14 protein-coding genes are annotated in these 18,450 nt (G+C 41.6%); 4 read left to right on the top strand and 10 right to left on the bottom strand.

The window, feature by feature from the left end:
* Positions 1–50: 50 nt before the first annotated feature.
* The 4 genes from hflX (at position 51) to DABAL43B_RS02275 (ending at position 4,555) form a co-directional block, all read left to right on the top strand.
* Entirely contained in the window at positions 51–1,538 is a 1,488-nt protein-coding gene (gene hflX, locus DABAL43B_RS02290) for a ribosome rescue GTPase HflX (protein WP_079690891.1), read from the top strand.
* 458 nt (positions 1,539–1,996) lie between these two features.
* The gene (locus DABAL43B_RS02285) at positions 1,997–2,431 is read left to right on the top strand and encodes a CidA/LrgA family protein (protein WP_079693003.1); all 435 of its coding nucleotides are present in this window, start codon (positions 1,997–1,999) and stop codon (positions 2,429–2,431) included.
* Between the two features lie 22 nt (positions 2,432–2,453).
* Positions 2,454–3,143, top strand: a complete 690-nt coding sequence (locus DABAL43B_RS02280) for an LrgB family protein (protein ID WP_079690890.1) — start codon at positions 2,454–2,456, stop codon at positions 3,141–3,143.
* A gap of 587 nt (positions 3,144–3,730) precedes the next feature.
* Positions 3,731–4,555 carry a lytic transglycosylase domain-containing protein gene (locus DABAL43B_RS02275; protein ID WP_079690889.1) on the top strand — a complete coding sequence of 275 codons (825 nt, stop codon included), beginning with the start codon at positions 3,731–3,733 and terminating at the stop codon, positions 4,553–4,555.
* 331 nt (positions 4,556–4,886) lie between these two features.
* Here DABAL43B_RS02275 and tsf read toward each other — a convergent pair whose 3' ends face one another.
* The 10 genes from tsf to DABAL43B_RS02225 form a co-directional block, all read right to left on the bottom strand.
* Positions 4,887–5,771, bottom strand: coding sequence for a translation elongation factor Ts (gene tsf, locus DABAL43B_RS02270; protein WP_079690888.1), 885 nt, complete (start codon positions 5,769–5,771; stop codon positions 4,887–4,889).
* A gap of 226 nt (positions 5,772–5,997) precedes the next feature.
* Positions 5,998–6,798, bottom strand: a complete 801-nt coding sequence (rpsB, locus tag DABAL43B_RS02265) for a 30S ribosomal protein S2 (RefSeq protein ID WP_079690887.1) — start codon at positions 6,796–6,798, stop codon at positions 5,998–6,000.
* A gap of 372 nt (positions 6,799–7,170) precedes the next feature.
* On the bottom strand, positions 7,171–7,620 hold the full coding sequence (locus DABAL43B_RS02260; protein ID WP_079690886.1) for a chemotaxis protein CheX: 450 nt from the start codon (positions 7,618–7,620) through the stop codon (positions 7,171–7,173).
* Between the two features lie 49 nt (positions 7,621–7,669).
* Positions 7,670–8,119, bottom strand: coding sequence for a chemotaxis protein CheX (locus DABAL43B_RS02255; protein WP_079690885.1), 450 nt, complete (start codon positions 8,117–8,119; stop codon positions 7,670–7,672).
* Positions 8,120–8,165: 46 nt separating this feature from the next.
* Complete coding sequence (locus DABAL43B_RS02250; protein ID WP_079690884.1) at positions 8,166–8,528, bottom strand: response regulator; 363 nt, start codon at positions 8,526–8,528, stop codon at positions 8,166–8,168.
* Positions 8,529–8,548: 20 nt separating this feature from the next.
* On the bottom strand, positions 8,549–10,780 hold the full coding sequence (locus DABAL43B_RS02245) for an ATP-binding protein (protein WP_079690883.1): 2,232 nt from the start codon (positions 10,778–10,780) through the stop codon (positions 8,549–8,551).
* Positions 10,781–10,794: 14 nt separating this feature from the next.
* Positions 10,795–11,667 carry a substrate-binding periplasmic protein gene (locus tag DABAL43B_RS02240; RefSeq protein WP_079690882.1) on the bottom strand — a complete coding sequence of 291 codons (873 nt, stop codon included), beginning with the start codon at positions 11,665–11,667 and terminating at the stop codon, positions 10,795–10,797.
* A gap of 374 nt (positions 11,668–12,041) precedes the next feature.
* A complete protein-coding gene (locus DABAL43B_RS02235) occupies positions 12,042–13,301 on the bottom strand; it encodes a multidrug effflux MFS transporter (RefSeq protein ID WP_079690881.1) in 1,260 nt (419 codons plus the stop codon).
* A 261-nt stretch (positions 13,302–13,562) separates the two neighbouring features.
* Positions 13,563–14,375 (bottom strand): crotonase/enoyl-CoA hydratase family protein, encoded by an 813-nt coding sequence (locus DABAL43B_RS02230; protein WP_079690880.1) that lies wholly within the window; start codon positions 14,373–14,375, stop codon positions 13,563–13,565.
* Positions 14,376–14,508: 133 nt separating this feature from the next.
* Positions 14,509–18,015 (bottom strand): ATP-binding protein, encoded by a 3,507-nt coding sequence (locus tag DABAL43B_RS02225; RefSeq protein WP_079690879.1) that lies wholly within the window; start codon positions 18,013–18,015, stop codon positions 14,509–14,511.
* Positions 18,016–18,450 lie beyond the last annotated feature (435 nt).

Below are 18,450 nucleotides of genomic sequence, written 5' to 3'. Positions count from 1 at the left end.
ACTGAATTGATAATAGCGATATATTTAATTTATTGAATAGGTGATACTCTTTGGATTATTTTGAAAGACACGAAGGTGGCGAACGCGCCATTATAGTACATTTAGACATCCGCCAAATCCAAGATCCTGATGATCTAGGTGAATTTGAGCTATTAGCAGACTCAGCAGGGGCTGATCGTTTGGCGCTGGTCACAGGCTCACGCCAAAGACCAGATGCTAGATACTTCGTTGGTAGCGGTAAAGCAGAAGAAATAGCAGAATTGGTACGCGAACATGATGCCGACATTGTCCTTTTTAACCACAGCTTATCGCCATCACAAGAGCGTAATATTGAGGCCTTGGTAAAATGTCGCGTACTTGATCGTACTGGTTTGATTTTGGATATTTTCGCTCAGCGAGCCCGTACTTATGAAGGTAAGCTACAAGTAGAGCTGGCACAGCTTAACCATTTGTCGACGCGTTTGGTGCGTGGTTGGACGCATTTGGAGCGTCAAAAAGGTGGTATTGGTCTGCGTGGACCAGGTGAAACCCAGCTTGAGACCGATCGTCGCTTACTACAAGTGCGAGTAACTCAGCTTAAATCTAGAATTGAGAAAGTCAGACAGACACGTGCGCAAGGTCGAGCCAGACGGCAAAAGTCAGACGTGCCAACCATTTCGCTCGTTGGTTATACCAACGCTGGCAAGTCTACTTTATTCAATCGCTTAGTCGATGAAAATATCTATGCTGCTGATAAACTGTTTGCAACGCTCGACCCCACTTTACGCCGTTTAGATTGGCAAGGTGTTGGTCGTGTGGTATTGGTCGATACCGTTGGTTTCGTCCGTCATTTACCACATGAGTTAGTCGAATCTTTCCATGCAACATTAGAAGAGACCTTAGAAGCAGACTTATTGCTACATGTTATCGATTCCTCCAGTGAAGATATGCATGAGCAAATTCAAGCGGTCAAAGACGTGTTGTCTAAAATCGATAACGATGTACCCGTGCTCAATGTCTATAATAAAATCGACTTAACCGATGAGCCTGCACATATCGGCTATGCTAGCGAAGGTTTACCTAACCGTGTATATGTTTCTTCTAAAGAAAATCTAGGCATGGAAGAGTTGTCATTAGCCGTCCAGCAGCTACTTACTGGCACATTGACCACGTTTGATTTGACGCTACCTTATAATGCGGGTCAGTTAAAAAACGCCTTGTATGAGCTGGGCGTTATTCAAGAAGAGAGCTACGATGACAGCGGTCATGAGTGCTTAACGATTCGCTTGCCAAGCGATAGGCTGAGACAGCTACTTGGTCAAGCAAATTTAGAGCCTTCGGATGTATTGCCATTGGCGCAAGCGACCTTACTGATGCCGATACTTGAAGAGTTTGAAAAGCCTGATGAAGATGAAGAGCAGACGATGACCGAAGCAGAAGAAAAAGCGTTTGATGAATTTGATGCCCTGAATTCTGAACCATTCACTTCGGAAGCTCTAACTGAAAATAATCTAGGGTCTGAAGTGGAAGCAACGTCAACTCTTAATTCACAGCGCTAAATAATCAGTTTGCTAAAATAGCTGGCTGCTTAAAATGGTGTGGTTAACTATAAATGGACGGTATCAATTGATATCGTCCATTTTTTATAGGGTATATATAGTCAGCTCTAAATAAAAAAAGATACAAGTCAAACAGTGCGTTGCTGGTATAAACTTTCCTCGCTTGCTGTGCGCTTTGCACTCCAGAGGCTTCGAAAAATTTATTCCAGCAACGCTATATTCTTTTTAAAGTGTATTAACTATAGTACTAAATGTCACAGTCCGTCCAAAGTGATAGAAAGTGCTTTATCCTATAAACTTTATTAGTTAAGCCACTCTCTATATAATCGCTTTTTATACCTTTAAAATAAGAAACAATACGCTTAGTATAAATAACTCGATTTTTTATACCCTATTTATAAGACCATGCTCACCTTTCAACTCTCTCTCATCTATCTATGACTTGGCCGAAATTGCTTATGAAGTCTACCCATTCTTCAAAAATGCCCTTATGGATGGCATTGCTGTTGACACTAACGATGATCATCATTGTTCGTGAGTCAGCAGTGATTGTCTGTCAGTGGGCAGGAATCGAAAAAGCTGCCAATATCGTCGGTATGCTAACGATGTTTTCTATCCTGATCGTTTGGCGACTCATTAAAGGTCTACCTAGCTGGCTCACCCGAGCTAGCAATACTTTATTGGTTGATAGTGGCTTTGCTTTTTTACCGGTATCTGCGGGTGCAGGTTTGCTGTTATTCGCCTTAGGTGATGAGCTATGGGGGGTAATGCTAACAATGATTATTAGTACGCTCATACCACTTTGGGGACTGGCGATACTTGCCAACCGCTGGCTCAATCGCGATGCTAGTAGTGATAGCACCACTACCAACAAGCAGACGGGACAGCATTAAGCTGTATGAACAAAGGAATCTTATGAATTTTGATAGTGTGTTTTTGGCGACCTTTGCTGCGATATTATTAACTTTGACAGCACATGTAATCGCTCGCGTACTGGCACGCAAACTATCATGGTTGCCAATGGTGATTACAGCACTGGCATTGGTGGTGTTGTTTTTGTTCATTCTACAATGGGATTATAATGATTATTATAGCGCAGCCAAACCTGTATTTGATCATCTGTTAGGCTACGTCACAGTATTATTAGCCGTGCCACTGGCAGCCATGAACTTTAAAGGCTTACCAGTCAAAAAACTTACTATGATTGTCGCGATGGCTAGTCTAGTTGGGGCGTTGTTACCGATGTCATTGGCCTATCTATTTTCACTGAGCAACGATACGATATTGGCTTTTGCCACCCGTTCAGTGACCACACCGATTGGTTTGAGTATCGCAGATTTGATCAAAGCGCCTCTAGCGATGGCGAATCTGATTATTATAGTCTCAGGGATCATTGGCGGTACGTTAGCGCGCTTCTTGTTTCTTGGCATCGATGACGACCGTGCCAAAGGCTTAGCGCTTGGCTTGGCCGCTCATGCATTTGGTACGGTAGAAGCCTGGCAGATCAGTCATACAGCTGGACGTTACGCGGCATTTGGCTTGGCAGTCAATGGTTTGGTCACCGCTGTTTGGGTACCTATTTTTATTACTGCCCTAACTGTTTAAGCTCACTTTATGACTGCACTATGCGCTTAAGCTCGTTAATCTGCTTTCAATACTCTTTACCTGTTTAAATAGAGTAATTGTAAAGTCCAAAATATCTACGATGCTTTAGATAATCAGTATTTTTATAGAATCGGCTTACTTCAACAAAAAAATGCTGCTGAAATCACTTTTTTCTATTGAACTAAGTTTGTAAACAGTAAGCAAAAAGAATTTTTCTCAGTAGCACATAGCTAGCAACACATTTATTTTATCTTATACTGACAACAGCAATGATATAGCTGTACATCGATCCTTAATCAAGTACCTTGTAATAGCATATTGATTTCATTAAAAATTTTTACAATTTAAATATCTGTTTCGGCAGTTTATAGCGGCAATCAGATATAGTCATAAGTTATTTTATGTTATAGTAAGCAACTATTATTTTTTGTATCTATTGCAATTGGTTTTGTTAGCCGTGGTTTTGCGTTGTAGCACTAAAGGTTGGTGACTACAAATCTTGCAGACAGGATAACCGCTTTGTTGCGCAAACCGATGCGTCCATGAGCAAGGCAATTTGCTACTACTCGATAAAAAGTGATAACCCTATGATAAATATTGCACCTCTAGTCACCCGCTGCTTGTCACCTATTTTACTCACCACCGTCGTCCTATCTAGCCTACCGATTGCCGCTCAAGCAGGCAATATGTACATCTATAAAGATAAAGGTGGTCAAGTACTCCTAACCAACGTCAATCCCAGTGGTAATTTTGATAAATTTACCAAAAAAGTAAAAGTCACTTATTATAAAGACTCTAATCTATATGATAGTGGAAGCAGCAGCGCTAGCAGCAATAACTATGGCAGTAGCTCTGCAAGCAGCAGCGGTACTCGCAACTCTTATGATAGCTATATTCTTGCCTCAGCCCAGCGCCACGGTGTCGATCCGGCACTTATGAAAGCCATGATGCATACTGAATCTGCCTTTAATCCTAACGCTCGCTCACCAGTCGGTGCACAAGGTTTGATGCAGCTGATGCCAGCAACGGCACGTCGATTCAAGGTGAGTAATCCTTGGAGCCCTGCTGATAATATTGAAGGCTCAGCCAAATATATCGCTTGGCTAATGAAACGTTTTAATAACAACGTAGAGTTTGCGGTTGCCGGCTATAATGCGGGTGAAGGTAACGTTGATAAATATAAGGGCATTCCACCTTTTAAAGAAACACGTAATTATGTCAAAAGTGTGATGAGCCGTTATCATAGTTTATATAAAAACGACTCAGGGCTATCTGGCAATACGATGAACGCTAATAACAGCAATTCTACTAATAGCAATAACGCTAGTGGCATGCAAAACGTCAGTTACGGTACCAGTAGTAATAGTAATGGCGCCAGTTATGCCAATTCTGCTTATTTGGCATTACGTTAGTATTGATACTTGGCACCATACTATAGTCCGTTCGAAATAAAAGCGATACGATGGTAGTGACGTGCTACGGCTATAAATTTTTGCAGCCTCTGTCACGCCTGCGAACAGCAAGCAAGAAAAGTTATAGCCATAGCACGGTATCGTTTTTAAAGTGATTCCACTATAAACAGCTTAAAAATGAAGCATAAAAAAAGCCCGTTAAATAAATAACGGGCTTTTTTTGTGCGTGGCTGCTTCATAGTTATTAAATTAATATACGTGAAACAACTATAAAGCAAACCTATAAGTACTGAGCAAAAATACCATCAGTACTCATAACAAAATATATAAATTACTTGTTAGCTAATGCTTGTGTCGCTGCAACTTCAGCCGCGAAGTCTTCTTGTTTTTTCTCAATACCTTCACCAACTTCCAAACGTTTAAAGCCCAGTACTTTTACGCCTTCAGCTTTTAGTACGTCGCCGACTTTTTTCTCATTGTCCATGACGTATGGCTGACGTAGTAAAGTTACTTCGTCTAGGTACTTACGTAAGCCACCTTCGATCATTTTTTCGACGATATTGTCAGGCTTGCCAGATTCACGAGCTTTTGCGTCGATGATGTCTTTTTCGCGTGCTAGTACATCAGCATCTACGCTTTCATCATCTACTGCAACAGGGTTGAATGCAGCGATATGCATGGCAAGGTTTTTGCCAGTTTCTGCAGAGCCACCTTCATAAGAAACCACAACACCGATACGTAGACCATGACGGTATGATGCAATGTTAGCACCTTCAAGTACTTCAACACGGCGAATTTGGATATTCTCACCGATTTTTTGTACTAAAGATACGCGCGCTTCTTCAACTGTTTGACCATCGCCATAAGGCAATGCAGAGATAGCAGCGACGTCAGTCACATTATTTTCTAACGCAAGGTTAGCCGCTTTTTCTGCAAATGCTGTAAAGTTTTCATCTTTTGCAACGAAATCAGTTTGGCAGTTCACTTCTAACAAGAAAGCTTTGTTGTCGCCTTGAGCGATAATGATAGCGCCGTCAGCTGCGATATTACCGGCTTTTTTAGCGGCTTTCGCTTGACCAGATTTACGTAGGTTATCAATGGCAGTTTCAACATCGCCGTTTGATTCTTCTAACGCTTTTTTACATTCCATCATGCCAAGACCAGTACGGTCACGCAATTCTTTTACCATTTTGGCAGATACTTTTACTTCTGACATAAGAGTTACCTTTTATTATGTATGTGAGTATTGTTATGTATGGGAGTGCACGATATCTAAATACATTACACATTTAAATTCTGTTTGGCGGCTTAATAATAAGGCATGACGAGTAAAACTACATCATGCCTATTATAAACTTCCATGCTGTTAGTAACGTTATATGGCTGCCAATAGATAAACTATCAAGGCATCCTTACAAAGTTAAACCATATCGGTCAGCGATTTATTCTGCTGGAGTAGCAGCTTCTTCAGTTTTAGCTTCAGCTGGTGCTTCTTCAGTAGCAGCAGGCGCTTCTTGCTCAGCTTTACCACCGGCTTGAGTTTGTGCGTATTCTTTACCAGCGATGATTGCATCAGCCATAGAAGTTACATACAAAGTCACGGCACGGATAGCATCATCGTTTGCTGGGATGATGTAATCAACGTTATCTGGGTTAGAGTTGGTATCAACGATACCGATAACTGGGATACCTAGATTTTTAGCTTCTTTGATAGCAATCGCTTCGTGATCTACGTCTACAACGAAGATAGCGTCAGGTAGGCCGCCCATGTCTTTAATACCGCCTAGTGAACGCTCAAGTTTTTCCATATCACGAGTACGCTCTAGCGCTTCACGTTTGGTTAGCTTAGCGAAAGTACCGTCTTCTGCTTGTTTCTCAAGCTCTTTTAGACGATTGATTGACTGGCGTAGTGTTTTCCAGTTAGTCAACATACCACCTAACCAGCGATGGTCAACATAAGGCATGCCAGCGCGTGCTGCTTGCTCACGGATAACACCACTTGCAGCGCGTTTAGTACCAACAAACAATACTTTGTTTTTCTTAGCAGCTAAGCCGTTTACGTAAGTCAATGCTTCGTTAAACGCTTTTACGGTGTGCTCTAGGTTAATGATATGAATCTTGTTACGGGCACCAAAGATATATGGACCCATTTTTGGATTCCAAAAACGTGTTTGGTGACCAAAGTGAGCGCCGGCTTGTAATAGGTCGCGCATTTCGATTTTGGTTGGATTCTTTGTAGCCATGTTAAATGTCCTGTTGGTTGGGTTATGCCTCCACATCACAAAAACTGCCTATCTAGCGACACGCATTTGCTATTGGTTAGGTATATCAATAAAACACCTAGCCGTGAAGCAAATTAATCAAGTCGCCAAACACCCAGCAATTTTTTGCCATGATGTGTGTGTCATTGGTTGATGGGTTTGTTTAAAAAAATTGAGCTATGATTTGAACATACAGAATACTGTAGGATAAAAATAGCTGGGCTGTATTTTATCATATAACGCTTAGCGACTGCTAGCGCTATTATAAGGTTTAAGGTGATGATAATGCATAAAAAAACGACGTCTCAACGTCGTTTTTATTCAGAAAAAAAAGAAGCAGCTCGCAGCTTTAGATTAAGCGATGCAGATACCTATGACGGCCTTGTAGCCACGCCATGTAAATGGCGTCACATAGCTTTGACGATCTCTTGGTAAATAAGGAATACTGGGTATTCCCTCAATAATCTTGGGCGGTGAGATAATAAAATCTGCGCCAAACTCAGCACGGGCGTTACCTGAAATGGTATTTGCCATTTCACCCAATAAGTCTTTCATCATCGTAATTGATGAATCAGGCTCACCCATGACTTTGATCACTTCGCGCAACAAGTTGCTAGGGGCGCTGACATAAACGCAGCCTTCAAGAGGGCCAGATATCTTAATCATGCCGCTATAATCGTAACCCACGGCATTTTTATTGCTATGCAAATAAGGCGTATCAATCACCACTGGCTCATCGTCAATCTGCGCAAAGAATGCGCTGATTGAGCTTAAAAAGACGCCTAACTTTTCTACATTAACCATAATAGTTCATCGTCCATATTTACATATTTATCGTCACGAGGTATTGTATTTAGTCCTGCAAACAAACCACAATCTCCCCGATTTGACCGCGCCAACTCACTGGAATGATAAAAGAGCGTCCACTTTTAGGCAAAATAATACTTTGCGGTGAGCCTTTGCATACGAAGGGTACAGAAATATGGAATTCTGAGCCAAACTCATTACGAGCATTACCCGAAATGGTATTAGCAACCTCGCCTACTAGGTCTACTAAATTATCCTCACTTTTATCTGTCTCGCCCATGCTATCTAGGATGTTATCCAATAGCGCGCTGGTAGCAGAAAAATAAACCACCCCTTTTTGAACCCCTGATATGCCGATGACGCCGGTATAATCGTGAACTTTAGGTTGTTGATTTTCTAGCAAATAAGGCGTATCTACAATAAGCTCTTCATTACCAAACTGATTAAAATAGTTGGTGATAATACTCACAAAAACTTGTAACTTTTGCTCTTTCATAATGTGTGTTCTTTAATAAGATATTTACTTAAATTATTGGACAATATCAGTCTTGTACCAACTCATACAAAGACTCTACCAGCTCTTCTTCTGAAAAAGGCTTACATAAAAATCCGCTAGCACCCAATGATAAGGCTTCAATCCCAGTGGATTTATCAGACAACGCTGATACCACTAAAATGCGGACATTAGGGTCAATCGCAATGATTTTTTCAATACACTCAAGCCCATCCATTTGCGGCATGGTTAAGTCCATCGTAACCACATCAGGACGATGTATATTGAATTTCTCAATGGCCTGGACACCGCTGGTTGCCGTAGCAACCAACATAAACTGACCAGAATCATAAGCGCGCTGAATACGGTTGCGAATAATATTGGAATCATCAACAATCATTAATTTGTACATAGCTTATCTATTTTCCTTAATTAAGCAGCAGGTAGCGTAATGACAAAACGTGTCATCTGACCAAGCTCACTATTAACATTGAGCTTACCGTTATATTCTTTAACTAACGCCTTGATGACATCTAAGCCCACACCGCGTCCACCATCTTCATCGGCATGCTCTTTAGTAGAGAAGCCAGAAGCAAATAATGTTTTGAGTAAGTCACCCTGAGTCAGCTGACTGGCAGCATCTTGCTCAAAGCGACCATCTGCAACTAGCTTATGACGAATGCCTTCATAGTCGATACCTTGACCGTCATCTTGTAGCGCAATGATTAAGTTTTGACTGTCACGTTGCATCTTTAAGTCGATACTACCGACCACAGATTTACCTGCTGACTGACGCGCTTCAGGTGATTCGATACCATGTACCACTGCATTACGTAACAATTGAATACTGATTTCTTTAATCGGCTGCTTAAGGTGTGCAGGTATGTTTACGTGCGCCAAATTATGACCGTTAAGCTGTATTTGCTTACCTTGTCTTACTGCGATGTCTTGGGCAAAATCTTGATAATAAGACAACTGCTCATCATCTGACTCATCACTCAAATCAATTTCATTATCACCGTTAATACTCATACTATTGATAGCGCTATCTACTGATGCATGATTGGTAACGATTGGTTGTGGCGTACTGGTTTTTAACGTCTCAGCAACTGATGCAGTCGTCATTGGCGCTACTGACTTAGCAATACTTGCAGCCTTTGGGGCGGCTTGATTGATACGCTCACCCAACGTCTCAATGGTGTTCGACAGACTGAGTAAGTCATCCAAATGTACCGCTAGTGGTAAGAAGTTATTACCAGATAACTTACCTTGATTTTGCAACGCATCAAGCTTGTCTTCAGCGTCTGACGCGATTTTAGTAAAGCTATGCAGTTTAAGCGCAGAAGCCTCACCTTTTAAGCTGTGCATTTCACGATAGATAGCCTTTAATTTACCTTCGAGCTCAAATTGTGAGCTACCAGGGTTTTTCAAAATGTTGTTCATCTTATCGATATGGGTTTTGGTATTGCTAATAAACTCGTTAATAATTTTTGGATTAACGTTTAAGATAGTGGTCAACATCTCAATCTGCATATCGTTTTGCGAGCGTTCTTTCTCTAGGCGCTGCTCTAAATAAACCGCATCTGAGACGTCATTGACGTTGACCAAAATACGCGCAATATCTTTATCTTCATAAACGCGTGAAAACTTAAAGTCTAAGAAGCGGCTGGTCGCACTGTCTTCGCCAGATGTATTGTGTAGCATCACTTTATGCAATGGATTTAAAGAATCAACCAGTTTTTCTTTCACACGTGGGTTATATAATTGCTCAATAAACTGACGGGTGGTTTTCAAATCTTTATCTGAAATACGACCGCGCAGTACATCGGCAAAGTTTTCTCCTGACAATCTGTCCGCACCAATAATGCCATTCAGTGCGCGAGAATGCTGCTGTCCAATATTCAAATCTTTATCTAGCAAAAACAGACCGGTATTTACCGTTTCCATGATTTCTTGTGTTTCACGGCGAGCGGCCAATGCTTCAGCATCGGTATCACGTAAACGACGCACAAAGAAGAATACAAAGATCAAAAAGTAAGCAAAAATGGCTGCAACACCCAGTATCTGAACAAGACGAATAGTCGTTGCTTGACGTTCAGCGTTAATAAACACTTCATCGGTGAGCTGATCTAATGAATCATTAATCAACAAACTTGAAGTTTTTGCCTGCTCAACGGCTTGGGTCAATTCATCAGAGGAATCAATCATGATGTTATCAGCATCTTTGAGATATGCTTGAATCTTAGGCTCTAACGCTTTCCACTGCTCATTGGCTGCTGCAATTTGAGTTTGAGACTTGTTATTAATCTTTGGTAAGTTATAACTATTACCAGCGATATCAGTGATTTTTCCACCTTTTTCGATCGCACTGATAGAGCCTGTAATAAGCGTTGTATTTTGTTCCAAACGCTCTAAAACTCGCTGGATATGTGGCGAGCTGGTATCTTCACCATAACTACTGTCTAAGTCAAAAAGGTCTTTAATTACCGCTTGTGCACTATTAGCCACTTGGTTGGTTTGGTCAATTAAAACTGTATTTCTTTCGAGTAAGCTTGATGTGTAGAAAGTAAACGCTAGCAAAGCGCCAATCAAAGATAAAAACAGTGCAATTGAAACAATTAGACTGCGATAGCGTTTATTGTCAATATTAGGTGTGGTTGCCATCTTATCTTAACCCCTTAGTTCGTTTGTTGATTGGTAGTGTTGCTAGTAGTAGCAGGAGCTGTCCCACCTAACCATTTTTGTTCAATTTCTTTAAATATTCCTTTGTCTTTCAACTTAGTAATACCCTCATTAACAGTATTAATAAGCTTGCCATTCCCTTTTGCCATCAAGATTACTTGCTGCGCTGATGGGTTATTTTCATCCTCATAAGGCACGATTACCACTTTATGTTCAGGGTGGTTAGCTGCCGTATATTGTAATAAAGGTAAGTCTTGAACAATCGCATCAACCTTACCTTGCATCAAGTCCTCAAATAACAAAAAGGTTGTTATGGTAGTGGACAGTTCACTATACCCACCCATTTCCCTGACTTGATCAACTTGTTTGGTTCCTTCCATACCAGCGACATGTAAACCTTTTAAGTCATTCAAGCTATTAATGGTCAAATTCTTTTTCTCATACATAACCGCAGAAGGGTTAAAGAAATAAGAATTTGAAAGACCATATCTCTGATCACGATCGACTTTATAAGAGATACCTGAAATCGCTAAATCACGACCGCCAGACTCAACACTGTCAAACATATCCTGCCAAGTCTCTTTATAAAACTCGACCTTGAAACCCTGCGCTTCACCGATAGCACGGATTGAATCGATATCAATGCCTTGCATATTGCCGTAGTCATCTTGGAACGAAAACGGCGGCATGGTACCCGTTGTTGCAACCTTAATAACTGGTGCTGTGTCGGGTAATTGACTGACAAACGCTTCTTTATTTTCTGAGATTGCTTTATTAGCTGAACTGCTATCGCTCTGAGTCGCAGAATTACCGCACCCAAATAAGCCAACACTCAATACAATCGGTAACACTCTATATAACTGCTTCATCTGTTGTCCTTAAATCTCGACGTTGTTCTGAAAGTCAGTGATAAAAACAATCCTGCAAAGTCAGGTAAAGTCTTAACAACACTTAATTACAGAAAATTACGTTAGATGATAATCTAGCAACTCATGCATTGCAATAACTTTGTTTGGCAATGCCATACAAATGTTTATATATAGTAATAATTACATACAACATCTTCATGTGATAATAAGACTAATGACTCAACAACTTAGTAGTAGCAAGGCTTGTATTAACAAATTACTATATGCTAAAAATAAGACAGAACCAGACATTAAAAAAGCATTCAATACGTAACAAACGTATGAATGCTTTTTTAATAATGAATAAATGTCAATAAGTAGAATCTACCAGCTAATTAATCCGCATTATCAAGGTTCAGGTTACTATCTATCTGCCAAATCAGATAGCAACCAAGACTCATTAGCGCAAACATCGCAATACCGATTTTCAGTACGGGATTCACTGGGAATAAGTTTAATATTAACCCACCGAAAATACCCACTGAAAACATTAAAGAGCCTTGCAAGGCACTGGCCATACCAGCACGGCGCTTCTGAAAGGCCAGCGCAATCGCTGACGAGTTGGGCTGAGTCAAACCTAAACCGGCAATACAAAAGAAAATACAGGCCAATACCAGTGGCAACCAAGCATCTGTACCAAACATAATACCGAGCGTAAATAGTGCTCCTGCTGAGATGACTTGCATCATCGCACCAAAACGCAGAATACTCAAAATACGAAAACGGTTGGTCAACCATTGGTTCAGCTGCGTCAATCCCACAAACCCTGCCGCATTCATACCAAAAAGCCAGCCAAAATGCGTAGCTGACATGCCATAAGTGTCCATGATTAATTCAGAAGCAGAGCTGATATAGACAAACATCGCCCCCATCAATAACCCGCCGCCAATCGCTGGGTAGTTAAAGGTAGGATCCTTTAATAAATCCCAGTATTGACTGAGTATTTCTTTGGCAGGACGTACGTTACGGTTTTCTTCGCTAAGCGTCTCAAAGAAGAAAAACTTAGTGAGTAATAAATTAAACGTACCAAAAGCGGCTAAAAACCAAAAGATAGAGTGCCAGCTAAAAAACTGTAAAAATACAGCACCGAGTGACGGCGCTAATATCGGTGCCAAACCCATCACCAATATCATGATAGAAAAAGCTTTGGCAGTTTGCTTGGCAGTCAGGCGATCACGGATTGCTGCACGGGTAACAACCGCGCCTACACAAGCACCGAGCGCCTGTAAGGTACGCCCCGCAAACAGCACATATTCGTTGTTAGTCGTCGCGCAAATAATCGAGGCAATGACATATAAAGTCATACCAAAATATAACGGTTTAACACGGCCAATACGATCACTCAATGGACCATAAAATAGCTGCCCAAATACCAAACCTATGAAATAGGCGGGTACCGAGTTGGCCATAAATGCGGTCGATACGCCAAAGTCATCTGCCATTGACGGTAACGCTGGCAGATACATATCAATCGATAATGGCCCTACCGCAACGATAAGACCAAGCATCATAATCCATGCGACAGGCAAATCGGCAGAGCGCACTCGGTCAGCAACAATCGGTTTATTGGGAAGGGGAGATTTTGGAGCAGACATATTTAAACCATTTGGTATAGTGATTATTATTTTATTATTAGTGAATTGATTGTTTCATATAGTCAGCTCAAAACAAAAAAACACGCTTATATTAACGTGCTACTGCTATCAGCTTTTAAAAACAATCAGGCATATCGATGTACCGCTACGCAAGCAGACAGTCTTATATCGCACTGTCTGCTTATAATTCAATAGAGGTATCATGTGAATAAAACAAAAACCCACAACTAAAATCATTAGTCAATATATGTCGAATTTTTCCTAACGGAATTGGCGTTTGCTAAATACGGTGCTGGCTTGCTTCGCTTTTCTAAGCGCAAGCTTACGGTTACGACCAAACATCATTTTTAATTGCCATACTTTTTCTTTATATAATGTCGTCGCTGACTGCTGGAACATGGCATTGACGACACGCTTACTTGCCAGCACCGCATCTGGAGAACGTTCAGCAAACTCAGCAGCGAGCTGTTGTGCCTGCTCTAACGGCGTCTCGCTACAATGACTGACTAGCCCCAACGCTTTACCCTGCTCTGCATCGATAGTACGCGCACTCATTGCCAGCTCTTTTAAGACGTCAGCTCGTACCACGCCAAAGCCAGATTGCGTCAAGCCCATATCAGGCACTAAACCCCATTTGGCCTCCATAATAGACAATTTACAATCAGGATGGCTAATACGTACATCACAAGCCAGCGCCAGTTGTAAGCCTGCACCAATGCAATATCCTTCTAATACGGCAATGACTGGCACTGGAACATCACGCCAAACCAAGCAAACGCGCTGGAATAGACTCTGCCAAGGCTTGACAAGCTCCCATAGAGCAAATGCTTGATTTTTTGGGTGGTTTAAATCGCCTAAATCAATACCGGCACAAAATGTCCCCTCTGCACCATTAAGAATAACCGCACGTATCGTTTTGTCTTTACTGATGCGGCCTGCTACCGCAATCAACTCATTGACCACCTTAAAGCTCATGGCATTTTTTTTCTCTGGTCGATTGATGGTCACGGTTAATATATTGTCGGTCGCGCTGACTTGTAATGTTTCATACTGATAGGTGGCGATAGTATGCATAATCATCCTTAATAATAAAATAAATATAATAGTTCGTGAACAAACTGATATTAACAGCCTTGCACCTACGCTACCTTATCAATAACTGACTGCTACGATACGGTTAATCATTAATATCATAAAAACGCCTGCTTTAAATCATTTTCCAAGTCATGTCATTTTCGCTCAGACGATGATAGTTCAGCTGCGGATAAGAGGACAAATCAAGCGTTTGCAAATTATTTAACGCTAATAACAAGGCCTCATAATAAGGCTCAAGCATCGCAAACTGCGCAGGCGTGGTATGTTGGATGTTTAGTAAGCACTTATCCTCTAGATCTTGGCTGGCTTGGCGTAACTGCGGCACTCCAGTATAACGACTGCCGCCCAATATACGGTGAGCAATTTGCCCAAGCATACTACGATTGCGCGTTTCCCATGCTTGCGTCAATGCCTGCTTTTCATCATTAATGGTATCGAGCATCATAATAATCAGCTTGGCAGCGAGATCCGGTTTATTGGCTGAGCGAGTCAGTGCATCTTGCCAGTTTAGAATATCCAAGCTATCAAACACGCGTGCGTTTAAGCCTGTATTTTCTAATACTTCATCTTTAATACTGTCGACCGTTTGGAAAGCGTGCGTCTTCAATGGTGCTTGCCCCTGCTCTTGATAGCGCAGATTTTCATAGCGTGGCTGATTTTCACGCAAGGTTTCACGCCTATAATCCTCACGCGGCTGACTGTCACGCAAATAGTCATCACGAATTTTCTTCAGTGATAAAGGGCGAGTAATCTTTTGCCGACTGCGTATCTTGGCAGCATTATCACTATTTGCCTCATTCCTTTTAATCATTTGATAAATAGGCGTTGTAGCGTCTGAATATGCAGCTGAAGAAGGTTGCGTCATCGCATTTTGCAAATCAGTACCTTTGGAATCAGTACTCTGTAAACCAGCATTTTGAGAATGGTTGGTTTTCGATTCCAAAGCTTGTAAATTACTGCTTTGTTCACCGTTATTTTTTGGAATATTTTCGTTTACTGCCGTTAATGGTGAAGGCGATGCAGTGCGCCCAAGCCATTTTTGCAGCACTTGTAGCAACTGTGGCTGACTAATAGGCTTACCCACATAGTCATTAATGCCACTGGCGATTAATTTATCACGCTCATCAGCTAGTCCATGTGCGGTCAATGCAATAATAGGAATATGGCTGTCAGCCGCTTCAATATTGCGAATTTGCCGCGCCGCTTCGTGTCCTGACATACGCGGCATTTGAATATCCATAAAGATAAGATCAATACTGTCTTTATGCTGCACAGCGCCTTTCTCCTCTATAGTGACGTCTTCAAGATGTAGCGAGCCAGCCGCTGTTTTATTAACATCATCGCGCGTTTCAGCTTTAGATATCTGGGTCTTTTTCGACAGACTTTGTTTTTCAGTTTTGGCGGTTTTAATATTCTTGGTTTGCTGCTTGCTAATAAGTTCTATCGCGTCAAAACCACTACTCACTGTGATTACATGAATGCCAAGCTCACTCAGCAGGGCATCTAGCACCAGTAGGTTTGGCAAATGATCATCAACTGCCAATACGGTAACGCCTTTCCAACGTGGTTCTGGGATACCTGTCGGTGCGCTACGCTTTTGCGTATCAAGCATGGCATATAGCTGTCTTTTATCTAATGGTTCATACAATATATTGGCATGGTAGCGATTGAGCAGTGCTTGGTCAGCGGCAACTTGATAACCAAATACCGCAAGCTTACCTTGATAATGCAGGCGAATTTGTTTAAGCAGCGCCATCATATCGTCTTGGGTGTCATCATCAACGATAACCCAATCCCAATAATTTCCCTGCTCTTTTAGCGACTCAAGCACGCCCGGCAATGAGTTTGCTTGGGTCAGTTTAATCGGCAAGTGCTGCAAGCTGGCTTTGAGTACTTGTATAGAGGCAGTATGATTGATCCAGATTAAGACATTAAACTCATCGGTCGCGCTCGCCAGTGGTGCTAGAACCGGTAGCTCAATGGTTTGACCAGTAGCAGCCTCTAACACATCGACATGCGCTGGCATGCGAAACCAAAACGTCGCCCCTTGATTAGAGATATTTTCTTGCACATTATCATAAAAACCAATATCGCCGCCCATCAGTCGTGTCAATTGCTTGGAGATGACCAGACCCAATCCTGTCCCACCATATTGGCGCGTGATTGAAGGATCTCCTTGGCTAAAGCTTTGAAAAAGCATCTTTTGATCAGACAGTGAAATACCTTTGCCACTATCTTGCACGCTAATCATCAAATAATTGTCCTGATGGTCATCTAAGCTGACGCGCACCACCACATCACCACTGTCAGTGAATTTAATCGCATTACCGACGATATTGGTCAGTACTTGCTTGAGTCGTAAGGCATCACCATTGATACGCATCGGTACATCGTTATAAAACAGTACCGCCATGCGCAGACCTTTTTCTGCAGATACCGGTGACAGCATATCGACCACATCATAGATGGTTTCATAAAGATCAAATTCATGACGATCAAGTACCAATTTACCTGCTTCAATCTTGGAAAAATCCAACACATCATTCACTAACGCCAGTAAGTGTGCGGACGATTTGCGTATGGTTTGTACATACAAGTCTTGTTCAGGATTGAGCTCACCGTGACGCGCAAGCAAATTAATAAAACCATCAATACTATTCAATGGCGTACGCAGTTCATGGCTAATATTGGCTAAAAATGCCGATTTGGCTTGGCTGGTTGAGATTGCCGCATCACGCGCATTGCGAATAGAGATGTTTTGCATTTCCATTTCATCAAAAGCCAAACGTAAATCATCTTCCGTTTGCTCCGCATGGTCTTTAAGCTCTTGAAAGCTCCCATGTAAACGGCGTAATGTTCTAACCAAATCTTGTTGTAACAAATTCAGCTCACCATTCGATTCAACCGGAATGGGTTGGTATAGATTGTCGACATGGGTACGTTGCAGCTGCAAACGTAGCTCATAGATTGGCGCTATCCAACGTTTTGAATAGATATTCAAGCTCAGCAGCAAGATTAAAATAGTGAATAAGCCAGTAATTACCAATGCCATCGCGATACGATAGCGGGCGATATAAAGCGGCTCATTATCCATATCAATCAATAACCACAACTGCTGACCGTCAAACTCGTCCAATACGCTGCCGTAAGCGGTACCGATGGGCGTTGGTTTTTGTGATAAAAAACGCTCTGATGGGTCTATCTCTGGCCACGCCTCATCAGTACCATAACCCACCGTTGCCAGTACTTGATTATTCTGATTAATAATGGCGATACGCTGCACATGCTGCTCCGACTGCAAGCGCCCTAACCTATCTTGAATACTTTTTAGCGCCGCCATCGCGGCTGGCGAAGTACTATCTGTATTACTGTTGCCTCTCTCCGATTCTGCCTTTTCACGCTCTTGCTCCAATAGTTCCGGAATAAGCTCCACAATCGTTGGTGTATAACGGATGAGTACCGCCTCGGCCAATACTTCTTGCTCTGAATCACTGGCTCGCATGGTTTCATGAAACACCAAAATACCACCTACTGCCGCCAGTAAACAAATTGGCAAAAACACCAATATAATCAGCTGACCATAGGCACTACTGGTATCAAAACGCTTTTTGTAAGCCATGCTAGATTCAATCTCCACTGATATTTTTGCGACAGATATTTTATGAGGCGCTTATTAACGAACTATTCATGATTTATTAATCAATTATTCAGATAAGTGCTTAATAAGCAAAAACCATTAAATATCGTTTGAGATTATCTTAACAGGATTCTATAAGCGGCTGTTAAACAATCATTGATAAAGCTTTATGCGCTAAGCGCAGCTGAAAACAAAATGATATAATGGCGCAAATTTTCATTTGCCACAATAAACACCTGACAGTCGTAATCTATTCACTTATTATTGTTGGCACACTATTAATAAATGGTGATTGAACATGGTGGTATGACCCTATTGTCAAATAATAAAAACGCATTTTGATCATAAAATCGCCGTTTAAAAGGCGAATGAATGCCCTACTATCATTTAAGAGATTGTTCTTTTAACAGACAGTTC

The sequence above is a fragment of the Psychrobacter sp. DAB_AL43B genome, from assembly GCF_900168255.1.
In the GTDB taxonomy this organism is placed as follows: Bacteria; Pseudomonadota; Gammaproteobacteria; order Pseudomonadales; family Moraxellaceae; genus Psychrobacter.
The sequence above is the reverse complement of the archived record's forward strand: the minus strand, read 5'-3'. Positions and strand labels throughout refer to the sequence as shown.